This window comes from Citrobacter sp. C5_2 (genome assembly GCF_014596845.2).
GTDB classification, from domain to species: Bacteria; Pseudomonadota; Gammaproteobacteria; order Enterobacterales; family Enterobacteriaceae; genus Citrobacter; species Citrobacter werkmanii.
In genome coordinates this window covers 1,196,075-1,210,364 of the sequence record NZ_CP115032.1, presented here as the reverse complement: position 1 = coordinate 1,210,364, position 14,290 = coordinate 1,196,075, and the positions used below count along the sequence as shown (strand labels likewise).

Below are 14,290 nucleotides of genomic sequence, written 5' to 3'. Positions count from 1 at the left end.
TACTCTACCCTATTTTATTTCTTTGCGCGTAATCATAAATTTCCATTAATGAAGAACAATCTAATTTTTCCATTAAACGACTTTTATAAGTACTGACCGTTTTATTACTGATATTCATTTTACTGGCAATCGTACTGTAATCCATACCATTAAGGATATAACGCAACACTCTCATTTCCTGTGTTGATAACGTATCAAGTTTATCCTGTTCGCTGGCCGATGAACCAGTAAAGTGTTCAAGGGAGAAAGGGAAATAACTATAACCATTTTTGGCGGCTTCGATGGCGGCAAGAATATTATTCATGCCTTCTTTTTTACTCACAAATCCGTTAGCACCGTATTCAGCACTACGTTTACCATAAAAATATTCATTTTTTGCTGAAATGATAATGATCACACCAGCATAGTGCCGCTTGCGTAATTGTTCCAGCACCTCGATGCCACTGATACCAGGAATATCCACATCAATAATTAGCAGTTCAGGTTTGTTTTTTTCAACGACCTGTACGACTTGCTCGCCACTGTCGAGTTCAGTGGTCACAGTGATACCATTAGTATCGAGTAAGTTGCGAATGGCAATGCGGGCCAAAGGGTGATCATCAACGATTATCGCGTTCATTGCGTATAAGAATCCCGATAAATAAAGAGAGGCGATGGCTATAGTGCAGGTGAGTCTTCAATATTACTGATTTATAAGTGCCAGACCCAGGACGCAAATTCTAACATAGTCACGTGTATATTTTATGATTTTTTCATAATCAAGATGAATAAATCATAAAAATAACATTTAGATTTACAAGAATTAAACCTTGAACCTTTCTGTAGATCAAATCATTAACACATTATAGAGGGAATATTCCTACACATGTAGGACTGGTCTTTCATTTATTATGCTTAATTCTTAATAAGGAGAGGAATAGAATTGCAGTGGTAACTATACATCTGGCGGGAAATTCAGTTATTGCGAGTGATTAAACGTTGATGCCCGTCAATCCCTGTGGCTCTGAAACAGCAGAGCCACAGGAGACAGACATTAATCAAGCCTGACTGGGTAATGCTCCAACCGCGCGCGAGTTTTTCACGGTCAGCGTAACGACGGCAGAACATAACAGTGCGGCAATCATAAAGATAAAGGCGCTGTTATAGCTTCCTGCGCTGCTTTGGATCAGCCAGCCGATGATAGGTGCAGAAACAACGCCCGCCATCTGGCCGCCAAAGTTAACGATCCCCGACGCCCGTCCCATAATGTTGCTGGGGATGGTATCCATCAAAATTCCCCAGAACGTCGCCATAGCGAAGAACATGAACAGGGCTGAAATACACTGATAAACCACCGCCATATCTGCGCTGCTTACGCTGAAGGTCAGGTACAGGAAGCCTGCGGCAATGACTGAGGTGACGACGTACAACATTTTACGCATCGGTTTGAATTTATCTGAACAGTATCCGCCTAACAATGTGCCTCCTGCGCCAAACAGGAAGGGAATTGCCGCCATTACGCCGGTCTTGGCCAGAGAAAATTCACGTACGGTGATCAGATAACTGGGCAACCAGGTTGAAAATCCCCAGAAGGTGATATCAAACAAAAACCAGATACTTGCCATTTGCCAGAGCACCGGCATTTTGAGTACGTCTTTAAACGCGATAGCGCTGGTATTTTGCAGCCCCCCCTGATCGTCAACGGCCAGTTCCGCCAGATCCTGCTGCGTAATGGCGGGGTGATCTTTCGGGTTGTCACGCGTAAATAAGTAGATCCCTGCGGCAATAAACAGTCCAGGAATACCCAGCACGATAAAAACCATATGCCAGCCAAAAGCCCCAATAATGCTGGCTGCGACCACAACCGCCAGCGCCGGGCCTAAGGTGTTCACCGTTGATTGAATCGCCGTCGCGCGCCCGCGCTCTTTCGACGGGAAATAGGTCGAAATCATCTTCCAGGAGGCCGACGGGAAGCACCCTTCGCCGATACCAAAGAAGAAGCGCACTGCCAGCATTAGCGGTAGCGTCAGCACAGCGCCGGTTAAGCTGGTGAAAACAGACCACCAGGCAATACCAATGGCCATGATTTTACGCGAGCCAAACTTATCCGCCAGTAAACCACCGGGAATTTGAAACGCGGCATAACCAATAAAAAAGGCGCTAATAATTAAACCTTGTTGGGTGGTATCCAGATTTAAATCTTTGCCGATATAAGGGAGCGAAACGCTCATGACCATTCTGTCGAGAAAAGAGAGGAGCCACGCCAGCCAGATTAATGTCAGGACGGTATATCTTGCTTTCCAGGTCTTTGGTTTACCTGAAGGTAAAGATGTTTGTAGGTTCATTGTGATGTCCTTAGGGTGTAGCGATCTACCGCGGCCATAAATAGTCGCGATAGATCAATGCGTGTTTAGCGTTATTTATTAATATTGTTTTCTTATAACCGTACCGCTACAGGCATAACTTTCCGTGCCATTAATTAAGGCAATGCGCCCATTAACCATGACAATTTCAATCCCTTGCGGATACTGATTAGGTTCAACAAACGTGCCCCTATCAGCGATAGTGTTCGGATCGAACATCACAATATCCGCCGCGTAACCCACCTTCAGCAGCCCGCGATCCTGCAGGCCCAGCACCTCAGCAGGTTTACCCGTCATTTTGCGAATTGCCGCTTCCCAGCTCAGACATCCCTCTTCACGTACGTATTTACCGAGCACACGTGGGAATGCGCCGAACACGCGAGGGTGCGGTTTTCCGGCCCCCATTAAACCGTCGGTACAAACGTTTTGCTCTGGCCGACAGAGAAACTTAATCACATGCTCTTCAGTGCCGTAGAAGTCGACCATTCCGACAGCGTTTTCTTCTTCATAAAGCAGGTCGAAGGTGGCGTTGTAGGGGTCTTTCCCGCGCAATTCACCCAACTGGACGAGGTTCAGACCAACGGCATCCTGATTTTTGGCCGTTTTCACGCTGGTAACAAAAATCTGGTCCAGACCGGCAAAATCGATAAAGTTATCCCAGCCAGGGATGCCCTGCTGAATATCCTCGATCATTTTGGCGCGCAGTTCAGTTGAGGCCAGGCGTTCCAGTAATTTGTCTGTTCCACCGGAGTGGACCCATGGCGGCAGGATCACGCCGAGCATCGTGCTGCCCGCCACATAGGGATACTGGTCGAAAGAGATGCGGATCCCCTCTTCCTGCGCCTGCTCCAGCATCCCCAGCATCTGGTCGATCAGCCCCCAGTTTTTCTTTCCGCAAACCTTCATATGTGAAATATGTAGCCAGACGCCTGTGGCTTTGGCGATATCAATCAGCTCCTGCGTTGAGTTGATAATATCGTCAGCTTCACTGCGCTGATGTACCACAAAGATCCCGTTATATTTCGCCGTGACCTTGCACAGTTCAATCATTTCGGCAGTATCGCCAAAGGCACAAGGCATATAGATAAGCCCGGTGGAAAGACCAAACGCGCCCGCTTTTAATTCCCGCTCAAGAACTTCGCACATCTTCGCCACATCTTCACGGGTCGAAGGCCGCCCATCCAGCCCCATCGCCTCCATGCGCACGTTGCCATGCGGAACTAAATAGGCAAGGTTTGTCGCCGGATGTCGTGATGCCAACAGATTGAGATAACCGTCCGTATTTTTATATTTCCAGTCTATTTTGTCGGTATCACCGTCCAGTCCGGCAATATTTTTACGCCACGCCGGAATATATTCTTCCGGCAACGGTGCTAACGCGACGCCATCCTGCCCCAGCAATTCAGTGGTAATTCCCTGGCGAATTTTTGCCGACAGCGCGGGATTAATAATCGCCGACAGGTCAGAGTGCGTATGGGTATCAATAAAGCCAGGACAAATAATTTTTCCCGTGGCATCAATAACCTGTTCATTGACGCCAGCTTCTATTTGACCGATTGCGACAATACGTCCGTCATCAACGACCACATCGGCAATTCTGCCTTCACTGCCCGTCCCATCGATCACATTTCCGTTTTTGAAAATGGTTTTCATCGTTATTCTCCATTGCGGCGGCGCTGCGCGGCACCGCCTGTAAGGTAAGAGGATTTTTATCGTTCTTTTATTGGCGATAGAGTGTCTGGATGATGCTGTAATAGCCGCTGGCCGAACCGGTTAACTGATCGATCTCGATATACTCATCAATGGTGTGCGCCAGATTTTCACGCGAAGGTCCGAAGCCGATAGTTTTAATTCCCGCTTCGCCCGCATAGTGACTACCATTGGTGCAAAATGAGTATTGCGTGATGGTCGGATTAAACCCCGCCTCGCGGACGCCAGCCAGAGCGGCTTGCACGAATTCGTCCGACTCGTCATACACCCAGCCCGGGAAGAAGCGCTCCCCCTCAATGGTGGCACCGGTATAACAAGACTCCTGGCCCACAGCGTAGGAGACACGGGCCTTAAACTGCGGATCCTGCGTGATGAATTCTGCCAGGACATTTTCCAGCGGGGCAATGACGCTTTCTTTGGTTTCGCCCACCAGCAAACGGCGATCGTAGGTTGCGCGGCAGTAATCCGGCACGACCGAGGCACCCGGGTACGGCGAAGATTTAATGTCGGTCAGTTCGAGAATGCCAGGCCCGAGTACGGGGTGCGTTGGCGGGGTAATGGTGCGAATTTTGTCGATCAATTGCGCCATTTTATACACCGCGTTAATCCCTGCCTGCGGGTTGGCGGAGTGCGCAGGTTTACCAAACGTTTCAACCACAATTTCAGCACGGCCACGCTGGCCAATTTTCAGGTTTAGCTCGGAAGCTTCACCGATGATTACGTAGTCTGGCTTATAGCGCTCGCTGACCAGACGAGCGGCAATGCCTTCAAAGCACTCTTCATGCACGATACAGGCAACGTAGATTTTCCCGGCGAAATTACGCTGGTTGTCCTGGCCGAAAAAACCCACGGCAGAGATCATTGCCGCCACGGCGCCTTTCATATCGGTCGTACCGCGACCATAAATCTTGCCATCTTCGATATCACCGCCGTACGGGTTGCGGGTCCACTTCTCTTCGTTCACCGGTACAGTATCAATATGTCCATCGAGGACCAGCGTTTTCCCTGGCTGATTACCCACGATACCGCCAACAATGTTGCCGTACTTATCAACATGGATGTCATCGAACTGGTAATGCTGCATCATTGTTTTTATGGCATTAACCACTTCCCCTTCCTGACCGGAATAACTTTTTTGTTGGATTAGCGCCTGACAGTTTTTAATCACTTCTTCAATACGGTTTGCAGATAACATGGTTTTCTCCGTTCTTATTCTCAATCAGGAAATTATTTGTTGATGCCCGGGTACTGACCGCCCCAGACAATATCCAGATACTGTTGTGGGTCAGTGTCACCCTCAGTACTTATCAACAACACGCGGGAATGCTCATCCAGTCCCAGTTGCGTACGCGTTTGCGCCAGTTCAGGCGAGGACATCAGCAGTGACAGCAGGCCGGTCGTCACCGCCCCGGACTCACCAGAAACGATCTGCGGATCGCCTGCCAGCGGATTACCCAACATGCGCATGCCAAGCGCCGCAACCTCATCCGGGCAGGAGGCAAATGCGGTGGCATAATCACGCAACAGCTTCCAGCCAATGCTATTTGCCTCACCGCAGGCGAGACCAGCCATCACGGTTTGCAAATCTCCGCCCACCGCTATGGCATCACCCTCTTTCGAGCGGGCGGAGCGGTAGAGACAATCGGCAATTAACGCCTCGGCGACGATCACTTTCGGGCGATTTTCTCCCCATGCCGCCGTCACCATTCCCTGAACCATGCCGGCAAACGAGCCAACGCCTGCCTGAACAAAAATGTGCGTCGGCGCAACCTGATGCAGCTGGTCGATCGCCTCCAGCATCAGCGTGCCGTAACCCTGCATAATCCACTGCGGGATCTTTTCATACCCTTCCCAGGCGGTATCCTGCACCACTATCCAGCCATGCTTTTCCGCCTGTTCCGCGGTCATGCGAACCGCATCGTCATAGTTCATATCGACGATTTCGGCGGTAGCGCCTTCGTTACGGATCGACGTCAGACGTTGCTGTGAAGAACCTTTTGGCATGTAAACCACGGCATTTTGCTTCAACTGTCGCGCCATCCAGGCAACGCCGCGACCGTGATTGCCATCGGTGGTGGTAACAAACGTAACGGTTTGCAGATCGCGGCGCACCTCTTCGCTGGTCATCACATCAAACGGTAATTCGCTGATATCTTTACCGACTAATTCTGCGATATGGCACGCCATCGCATAGGAACCGCCCAGCGCTTTAAAAGCTTTCAGGCCAAAACGCTGCGACTCATCTTTGAGGTAGATATTTTTTACGCCCAGTTTTTGTGAAAGTGCCGGCAGCGTATACAACGGCGTTGGGGAATATCCCGGAATAGACCGATGAAAATTCAACGCCTTGACCAACTCCTGGCGGCTAAACGGAGCCAACGGCGCGTTCGGATGTTCGGTAAACGGTGTCTGGTTGATAAAAAATGATAAGTTTTCCTGCATCATAAAACCTCATTGTGCTGGTAATCCATTCCCTGCAATTGATGTCATACAGAGATATTTCCGCTATCGGTAATGCCAATAGAGCAAAATGCTTACCAGCTTTTTATTAATTGAGTAAAATCTTATGAATAAATTAATAAACACTTAAATTTCAATTAAATAGACAGAATGCAATATTTGCAGCCAAAAATATCATCGCGTTAGTTTATCGTTTCATTTTGATAAATTCTCATAATTGATAAATAGTGTGATCGCGGAAGATAAAATAAAAAAAACATACTAAAACAGAGCGGTAGATTGATTTTTCGCAAGTCATTCTTGGATTAGTTCGCCTATTTATCATTTTCCATGAGAAATGCGACACGCGCCGGAGAAGTAGCATGATTTCAGTACTCAGAAATATTCAGGATGATATATGCAATTATGCCGATGCTATTTCTGGCATCACCGGAACGGATGTTGAGATCATTGATGAATCTTTAATGCGCATCGCTGGCACCGGTAAATACCGGCACATGCTCAATGAAAACGTGGCAAAAAACGGTTACATCTACCGCCACGTTTTGCAGGTGCGGGAAACGGTGCTGATCAAAAATCCTGGCGAACATCCACTGTGTCAGTTATGTGAAAAACACCACTATTGTTCTGAAATGCTGGATTTGAACGCACCAATTTTTCTCAACAATCGCGTCATTGGGGTGATCGGGATTATTTGCTCAACCCAGGCGCAGCGCGACACCCTCCTGAGCCAGATTGAGAAATTTGTTACTTTCATTGAGCAAATAGCCGTGATGATCTCCAGTAAGGTTTTTGAATGTCTGGAACGTTTACGCGCGCAAGAAAGGTTGGGCGCATTTCGCCGTCTGATCGATGCTATGGACCGCGGCGTCGTGGCAATCGATGGTGATGGTCTTGTCTGGCATGCCAACCATTCAGCCGATCGCATTCTCAATCGCGAGGTTCAGGGATTACCGTTGACCATTGAAACAACCGGGGACAGTTTGTATGGCGATGAGGAGGCCTGGCTGACGCTCGAAGGTCAGAAATACCACGTGCTGTGCAAGCAAATTTCGCTCTCGTCTTTGGATAACGATCGCTTAACCATGATTATCTTTCGTGACGCGCACGACTACCTGAGTACCCTTCTTCCATCGCCTTATGAGGCCGACACCCAGGTGCGGTTGATTGGTCACTCCCCCTTGATGGAACAGCTCAGAAGCACGATCGGTAAAATCGCCAACAGCTATGCCAGTGTGCTTATTACCGGCGAAAGTGGCTCAGGAAAAGAGGTCGTGGCATTTGCCATTCACCAGAGCAGCCCCCGTAAAGCCGCCCCCTTCGTAACAATCAACTGTGCTGCCATTCCCGAACAGTTGTTGGAAAGCGAACTGTTTGGTTATGTGCGCGGCGCATTCAGCGGGGCCGACCCCAAAGGCCGCGTGGGAAAATTTGAACTGGCCAACGGCGGCAGTCTGTTTCTGGATGAGATCGGCGATATGCCGCTTCATCTGCAGGCTAAGCTGCTCAGGGTTCTGCAGGAAAAAGCGATCACCCGCGTCGGGTCTAACAACACCATCAATATTGATGTACGAATTATTGCCGCGACTAACAAAAACATTAACGCGATGGTGGAGAGTAATCAGTTTCGCGAAGATCTTTTCTATCGCCTGAACGTGGTCCCTTTGGTTCTTCCCTCGTTGCGCGAACGGCGGGCAGATATTGCGGTCCTCGCACAATATTTTGCCGATGAGTTTTCGGTCAGTTATCAGCGACCATCACAACAACTTCCCGATGACGTCATCAACCGCCTCTATGCCTGGCACTGGCCTGGCAACATTCGTGAATTACGTAACGTTATCGAATATATTTTCGTGATGCGCGGGGAAGCCGCAGGGATCAACGCCAGCCATCTGCCTCCTTACCTGCTCACCGCAGCTGACAACAGAAAAACGTCGATGACAGCCCAGCCTCAGCAGCTTGCTAATAAGGGAAAACAAGCGGAAAGGGAGGCCATAGAAAATGTCATCCAGCGATTTGGCGCAAGCGTGGAGGGGAAAAAACAGGCAGCGACCGAACTGGGGATCAGCATTGCCACGCTTTATCGAAAAATAAAGCTGTACGGGTTATGAACCTGACCTTACTTAACGAAAAAGCCCGCGTAATGCGGGCGTCCAGCAGGCACAACAGAGCAAATTAATTCCGTGGCGAATCAATCAAACACGCCATTAATAACGGCAGTGACAATCGCCGTGCTCAGTGCAATCAACACCAAATTGTCGCCAACGACCTGCCATTCATAACCAGGATAATACGGCAGTTGATTCAACATAGAAGGTGGAACGCTTTTTTTAGCGATCCCCGGAGGAAGCGGTTTTCCTCGCGCCAGATTTTTGGCAATGCCTGGCGGCAGTGATTTATACCCTGTCAAACCGTATCTGACAGCATACTGCCTGGCCACGTTATAGCTGATGTCGCTATCCACGTGATCCGGCTTGCCATAATTTTTACGCTGTTCCGTATGTGCATTATTTTTTTGGCCGGCGTTTCCTTTCTGGCTGTTACCACTATTACCTTTGTTTCCGCTATTACCATGGTTGCCACTATTACCATTGCCGTTACCGTTACCGGGGTTAGCGAATACAGGGGTGGCGCACATCGTCATCGCGGCAACGGCGACTAAAGCCGTTGCTAAAGTACGGAGTCTGGACATGATGATTCCTTAAGATGTGGATACATATAAAAATGTAAGGTATTCCATGATGACTGGCTATCGCTATAACTCCGATTTATTGGCAAAAAAAGCGATGTCATTTTGCCAGGCGTAGGCTTGCGAATATCCCCATTTGCAGTTTACCCCCGCCATCTGTTAACTCAGAACGGCAGAACGCGTATCGCATTTCGCCCTCGCTACGGTGGAGAAAAATCAGTCAAAAATGTTGCAAAACTGCTATAAACTCTTTCGCTTCTGTCGGCTGGTGTTAAACTGGAAAGTGTGATCTTCATCATAACCTGCTCAAACAGAGAAAAGAGACACTGCTATGCAACATATCATTGAGGGCTTCCTCAACTTCCAAAAAGAGATTTTCCCTCAACGTAAGGAACTCTTCCGCAGCCTGGCATCCAGCCAGAATCCAAAAGCGCTTTTCATCTCCTGTTCCGATAGCCGTCTGGTGCCAGAACTGGTGACTCAGCAAGAGCCCGGGCAGTTGTTCGTTATCCGCAACGCCGGCAATATCGTCCCCTCTTTCGGACCGGAACCCGGTGGTGTCTCCGCCACCATCGAATATGCGGTAGTCGCACTCGGTGTGACGGATATTGTCATCTGTGGCCATTCCAATTGTGGCGCGATGAAAGCCATTGCTGATAGCCAGCCCCTCGATCCAATGCCCGCAGTGGCGCACTGGCTGCACTATGCCGATGCAGCTAAGGCCGTGGTCGAGAAGAAAACCTGGGATAATCCCATCGATAAAGTTAACGCCATGGTGGAAGAGAACGTTATCGCTCAGTTGAACAATATTAAAACGCACCCTTCCGTTGCTGTTGGGCTGCGAAATAATGCGCTGCGTCTGCATGGCTGGGTGTATGACATCGAAAGCGGTGAAATTCGTACCCTGGATAAAAACAGCAAAACCTACGTTTCCCTTGCTGACAATCCGCAGGTGCATTTCGAGTAAACCCTCCACTGGAGCAAGGATGCTCTGGATAATTATTTCCTACTTTTGTGCTATAGACAAAAAACACACCCGGACCTAATTTTTAAAAATAGCCTTTGATGTTTCTGCATTAGTCTTCGCGCATTCATTCAACATTACGACAGATATCATGTACGCAGCAGCAAATTAGCTGTTCGTATGAGATTTTTGTTAAGATGCAGGTAATTAAAGGAGCAGGCGCGAATGCAAACGAAAATAAAAAAAATAATTAAAACATTTTTCTATCATGAGTCGTGGGACATCATGATTCTAAAGGATCATGGCTCACACTTATTCCCCGATAACACTCTGGAAATACTGAGTAAAACTACTGCCCAGCAGTTAACAAAGAAATATACGTTTCAGGCCGACCCTTTTATTGTTGAAAAGGCCGATAAACTGTATGTTTTTTATGAAGCTTTTAGCTTTCGAAATTCGAAAGGTACGCTAAGATGCCGCGTCCTGGATCGTGAATTGACTGAAATCGATGATGTTAAACTTGAGGGCTTTGACGACTTAAAGTGTCATTTGTCATTCCCTTTCCTGATTCATATCAACGATCAGCTATTCATGATCCCTGAGTCTTCAGAAAGAAAAGAAGTCATACTGTTTCAGTCGGTAGAATTCCCGGTACGCTGGAAGAAAATCAAAGTCTTAATATCGGATACTGAAGTAACAGATAATGTGTTTCTCACAATTAATGAAACCTGCTATCTTTTATCCACCACAATGGATAATGAAATCATTATTCACTCTGCTGAGAATATCTTTGGGGAGTGGCAGCGGATTGCCCCCTCACTGAAGGTGAGCAACCACCACCACCGGGGAGCCGGCGCGCCTTACCTTGTCGATAACAAAATGTACTTCCTCACCCAGGAGTGCACACCAGAAACCTACGGAAAATCCATCTACATCAAAGAATTAGTCACATTAAATGATACTGTTTTCGATGAAAGCCTGATCGAGAAAATCAATTCCTCGATCAACCACAGTGATGGTGTCCATACACTAAACTTCTCAAATAACTATATTGTTTATGACTCAAAAATAAACAAGTTCAGTTTGTTGGCGATTTTTAAAAAATTATCATATAAATTCATGATAAAATACAGAAATGTATATCTCTCCCATCGATATAACTGATTCACTGGATTTTCGGGTGACGTTGGTAGAAAATCGTTCGGGTTTCTGGCATTCATCTGGAGTCTGTATGGCAATTCTTGTCACTGGTGGCGCAGGTTATATTGGTTCACATACTGTTTTAACACTACTGGAAAGAGGCGATGATGTCGTTGTCATTGATAATCTGTCGAACTCTTGTCAAGTCTCGCTGGACAGAGTCGCGGAACTCGCCGGAAGGAAACCGACTGTCTATATCGCCGATATTCTGGATCGGCAGGCGTTAAAGAACATTTTCACCCGCCATAACATCACTGATGTCATTCATTTTGCGGGACTCAAATCGGTTTCGGAGTCGATAAAAGAACCCCTCGCCTACTATGAAAACAACGTCACGGGTACGCTGGTATTACTTGATGAGATGCGGGCCGCAGGCGTGAATCGTTTTATTTTTAGCTCATCGGCCACGGTATACGGTAATCCGGAAAGCGTGCCGCTAAGCGAGCAGTCGCGCACAGGCGGTACGACCAATCCGTACGGCACGTCTAAATTAATGGTCGAACAGATTCTGGCCGATTTTTCACGCGCACAGCCCGATTTTCGCATCACCTGCCTGCGCTATTTTAACCCGGCCGGTGCCCATCCATCGGGTCGAATTGGCGAAGATCCTAACGGTATTCCCAATAATCTGGTCCCGTATATCTCCCAGGTCGCGATTGGTAAACTTGAGACCGTGTCGGTATACGGTAATGACTACCCAACCTCCGACGGTACTGGCGTTCGTGATTATATACACGTCATGGATCTGGCGACCGGCCACTTAGCCGCGTTGGATTCCCAGAACAAAGGCGCCGCTTACAAGGTGATTAATCTTGGTACCGGAGTCGGGTATTCCGTACTAGACCTCATTGAGGCGTTTGAAAAAGCGGCGCAGACAAAAATTAATTATCAGTTTGTCGCCAGAAGACCCGGAGACATTGCCGAGTGTTGGTCAGACCCTTCTCTGGCGCGAAAAGAGTTAGGCTGGCAGGCTATCTATAGCCTTGATGAAATGATGCGCGACACGTGGAACTGGCAAAAAAATAACCCGAATGGTTATAACCTGTGATGTTCTCAGCCACGAGCCTGGTCGCCAGGTTCGTGGCTTTACCAGGCTAGCGTGACGTTATTGTTGATACATGATACCAGCCGTTGCTCTGCTTCCCTTCATTGGCCAGGTTGATTCTCGCGGCGCCGGATTTATCCAGCATCGCAACCTCAATCGCATATTGCCCTTTCGCCAACTGCTCCGGCATAGGCAGCGCATAACTAACCTGATGAATTCCAGGGAGCCAATGTCGTATATCATCCGCCGCATTGCCCTGCGCCACCACCTTATTAGCACTGTCTACTACACGAAATGCCAGCGTATAGGACAGATAGATCGGTGCCACTCCATCGTTATACCAGGTACTGTTCAACGTCAGAGTTTGTCCACTGTTCCACACTGACTCATGGCTCAGGGACGCTAAGCGAAATCGGTAGCCCAGTTTGGTCAGCGCATCGTCGACAATCGGTCGATAATCGCTGGGTATCGCTCTCGATTTCAGGTTGATGGTACTGGCATGCTGCTTGAGCGCCCAGTCAAAAATCCCCTGCACTTCGGCGCGCGTATAATGAAAAGAATTCTTCCAGTCCTGCATATACGAACAGATTTCCAGACTCACCGGCGCGCGTTTCCAGGCATCGTTAAACCCTGCATAACTTTGCTGCGCTGCCAGTAATCGCTGAGGATAGTCATCTTGCATATGATTCCACGAGTCTGAAAACACGCGCAGGTCGCCCCAACAGTCCGCTCGCCACCCGGCCCCACGCGCCACCGCATTTGCCAGGCTTTGCCCACCGCTTATCAGCATAATTTTGGGCGTTTTGGGAAAGGCAGAAAAGTGCATCGCAACGTAGCGATCCAACTGTCCGGTGGTGTATCGCTGCATGAGTGGCTGCAGGTCGGGGAAGTTGCTGTTATGCCACTCTCCCCACGAACCCACCATGCCGATATCAACAAAAGCGAGATTCTCATTACCATCGTAGCGCTGACCCAATGCGTTGAGCAGTCGCTGGCTGTATTCGATAAACAGAGGGTCATCTAAATCCGGCACAAACGTCTTATTATCAGACGTCCAGGTCCCTTTTACGCCTTTTTTAATCAGCCAGTCGGGAATTTTAGTACCGTCCGCCGGGTCGGCAAGCGCCATAAATCGTAGCCCGACATTCATCGCAGGACGCTGCGCCGCAGCGTATTTAAAGGCATCATCCACCAGCGCAAAATTGTACTGGCCCTCAACAGGTTCCAGATCTCGCCAGTAAAATCGCTCATATTCAAACCCGGTATTGGGATAATCCGCCAGACTCAGCGTTTCACCGTATCCCTGATGAAAACTGGCAACGCCAATCCCCGGATTAGTTAACGGCCCCGTCAATGCTTTGGGAGTTACGGTCGTTAATGCGGCCATGACCGACAGCGGGAGGAACATACCCAATAGCGCAGAAACCCATTTACTCTTCATCGCAGTAACGCCCCCCACTGGTTTAATCACGCTAGTGGTTTTTCAGATTTAACCACCAGTCCCAAATACCGACGTGAAAATTTTGGAATACATCAATACCTAACGCTGATTTGATCATATACAACGTCAGCAATACGCAGCAGGTGACGAACAGCACGGCGATCAACAGCAAAAAAGTGAGCAAGATCCGCGATAAAGTCGATTCCTGGCGATGCTGGCGGCGTAAATCTCTGCCAAACAAAAAAACCAGATAAAAACGTTTACTGAAAAAAGGAAAACTCCGGCGAATATCAATTTGATGCCGTGACGCCAATGTCGAGGCCAGGATCGCGTTTTCTACCCCTGCTTTTTGTTCCGGGGTCAACCCCGCCGCTATTTGCTCATCAAGGTGAGCGTAGAATCGCTCGATGACGGGAGGACGATTTTGAGGACTGGTCAA

General features: G+C 48.5%; 12 protein-coding genes. 4 read left to right on the top strand and 8 right to left on the bottom strand.

Annotated elements, in window-relative coordinates; all coding sequences use genetic code 11:
• Positions 1 to 4 precede the first annotated feature (4 nt).
• The 5 genes from evgA to dpaL form a co-directional block, all read right to left on the bottom strand.
• On the bottom strand, positions 5 to 619 hold the full coding sequence (gene evgA / locus ICA20_RS05910) for an acid-sensing system DNA-binding response regulator EvgA (RefSeq protein WP_038632843.1): 615 nt from the start codon (positions 617 to 619) through the stop codon (positions 5 to 7).
• A gap of 418 nt (positions 620 to 1,037) precedes the next feature.
• The gene (locus tag ICA20_RS05905) at positions 1,038 to 2,324 is read right to left on the bottom strand and encodes an MFS transporter (protein WP_038632846.1); all 1,287 of its coding nucleotides are present in this window, start codon (positions 2,322 to 2,324) and stop codon (positions 1,038 to 1,040) included.
• Between the two features lie 78 nt (positions 2,325 to 2,402).
• Positions 2,403 to 3,995: a D-aminoacylase gene (locus tag ICA20_RS05900; RefSeq protein ID WP_038632850.1), complete on the bottom strand. Its 1,593-nt coding sequence runs from the start codon at positions 3,993 to 3,995 to the stop codon at positions 2,403 to 2,405.
• 67 nt (positions 3,996 to 4,062) lie between these two features.
• Positions 4,063 to 5,247, bottom strand: a complete 1,185-nt coding sequence (locus ICA20_RS05895) for a YgeY family selenium metabolism-linked hydrolase (protein WP_038632852.1) — start codon at positions 5,245 to 5,247, stop codon at positions 4,063 to 4,065.
• A 32-nt stretch (positions 5,248 to 5,279) separates the two neighbouring features.
• A complete protein-coding gene (gene dpaL / locus ICA20_RS05890; RefSeq protein ID WP_149282213.1) occupies positions 5,280 to 6,494 on the bottom strand; it encodes a diaminopropionate ammonia-lyase in 1,215 nt (404 codons plus the stop codon).
• Positions 6,495 to 6,874: 380 nt separating this feature from the next.
• Between dpaL and ICA20_RS05885 the strand changes: the two genes are divergently transcribed.
• On the top strand, positions 6,875 to 8,623 hold the full coding sequence (locus ICA20_RS05885; protein ID WP_038632855.1) for a sigma 54-interacting transcriptional regulator: 1,749 nt from the start codon (positions 6,875 to 6,877) through the stop codon (positions 8,621 to 8,623).
• Positions 8,624 to 8,703: 80 nt separating this feature from the next.
• Here ICA20_RS05885 and ICA20_RS05880 read toward each other — a convergent pair whose 3' ends face one another.
• Positions 8,704 to 9,204, bottom strand: a complete 501-nt coding sequence (locus tag ICA20_RS05880; protein ID WP_038632857.1) for an anti-virulence regulator CigR family protein — start codon at positions 9,202 to 9,204, stop codon at positions 8,704 to 8,706.
• Positions 9,205 to 9,532: 328 nt separating this feature from the next.
• Between ICA20_RS05880 and ICA20_RS05875 the strand changes: the two genes are divergently transcribed.
• From ICA20_RS05875 to galE, 3 genes are all read left to right on the top strand, one after another.
• Positions 9,533 to 10,168 (top strand): carbonic anhydrase, encoded by a 636-nt coding sequence (locus ICA20_RS05875; RefSeq protein ID WP_038632863.1) that lies wholly within the window; start codon positions 9,533 to 9,535, stop codon positions 10,166 to 10,168.
• A gap of 222 nt (positions 10,169 to 10,390) precedes the next feature.
• Positions 10,391 to 11,329 carry a hypothetical protein gene (locus ICA20_RS05870; RefSeq protein WP_038632867.1) on the top strand — a complete coding sequence of 313 codons (939 nt, stop codon included), beginning with the start codon at positions 10,391 to 10,393 and terminating at the stop codon, positions 11,327 to 11,329.
• A 67-nt stretch (positions 11,330 to 11,396) separates the two neighbouring features.
• On the top strand, positions 11,397 to 12,413 hold the full coding sequence (galE, locus tag ICA20_RS05865) for a UDP-glucose 4-epimerase GalE (RefSeq protein WP_038632871.1): 1,017 nt from the start codon (positions 11,397 to 11,399) through the stop codon (positions 12,411 to 12,413).
• 46 nt (positions 12,414 to 12,459) lie between these two features.
• Here the strand turns inward: galE and ICA20_RS05860 are convergent, their stop codons facing one another.
• On the bottom strand, positions 12,460 to 13,851 hold the full coding sequence (locus tag ICA20_RS05860) for a DUF4832 domain-containing protein (protein WP_038642836.1): 1,392 nt from the start codon (positions 13,849 to 13,851) through the stop codon (positions 12,460 to 12,462).
• 31 nt (positions 13,852 to 13,882) lie between these two features.
• Positions 13,883 to 14,290: a hypothetical protein gene (locus tag ICA20_RS05855; protein ID WP_038632874.1), complete on the bottom strand. Its 408-nt coding sequence runs from the start codon at positions 14,288 to 14,290 to the stop codon at positions 13,883 to 13,885.

What these genes read in the sequence shown, in the direction of transcription:
- evgA (WP_038632843.1), bottom strand. Translation starts at nt 619, where the DNA reads ATGAACGCGATAATCGTTGATGATCACCCTTTGGCCCGCATTGCCATT.
- ICA20_RS05905 (WP_038632846.1), bottom strand. Translation starts at nt 2,324, where the DNA reads ATGAACCTACAAACATCTTTACCTTCAGGTAAACCAAAGACCTGGAAA.
- ICA20_RS05900 (WP_038632850.1), bottom strand. Translation starts at nt 3,995, where the DNA reads ATGAAAACCATTTTCAAAAACGGAAATGTGATCGATGGGACGGGCAGT.
- ICA20_RS05895 (WP_038632852.1), bottom strand. Translation starts at nt 5,247, where the DNA reads ATGTTATCTGCAAACCGTATTGAAGAAGTGATTAAAAACTGTCAGGCG.
- dpaL (WP_149282213.1), bottom strand. Translation starts at nt 6,494, where the DNA reads ATGCAGGAAAACTTATCATTTTTTATCAACCAGACACCGTTTACCGAA.
- ICA20_RS05885 (WP_038632855.1), top strand. Translation starts at nt 6,875, where the DNA reads ATGATTTCAGTACTCAGAAATATTCAGGATGATATATGCAATTATGCC.
- ICA20_RS05880 (WP_038632857.1), bottom strand. Translation starts at nt 9,204, where the DNA reads ATGTCCAGACTCCGTACTTTAGCAACGGCTTTAGTCGCCGTTGCCGCG.
- ICA20_RS05875 (WP_038632863.1), top strand. Translation starts at nt 9,533, where the DNA reads ATGCAACATATCATTGAGGGCTTCCTCAACTTCCAAAAAGAGATTTTC.
- ICA20_RS05870 (WP_038632867.1), top strand. Translation starts at nt 10,391, where the DNA reads ATGCAAACGAAAATAAAAAAAATAATTAAAACATTTTTCTATCATGAG.
- galE (WP_038632871.1), top strand. Translation starts at nt 11,397, where the DNA reads ATGGCAATTCTTGTCACTGGTGGCGCAGGTTATATTGGTTCACATACT.
- ICA20_RS05860 (WP_038642836.1), bottom strand. Translation starts at nt 13,851, where the DNA reads ATGAAGAGTAAATGGGTTTCTGCGCTATTGGGTATGTTCCTCCCGCTG.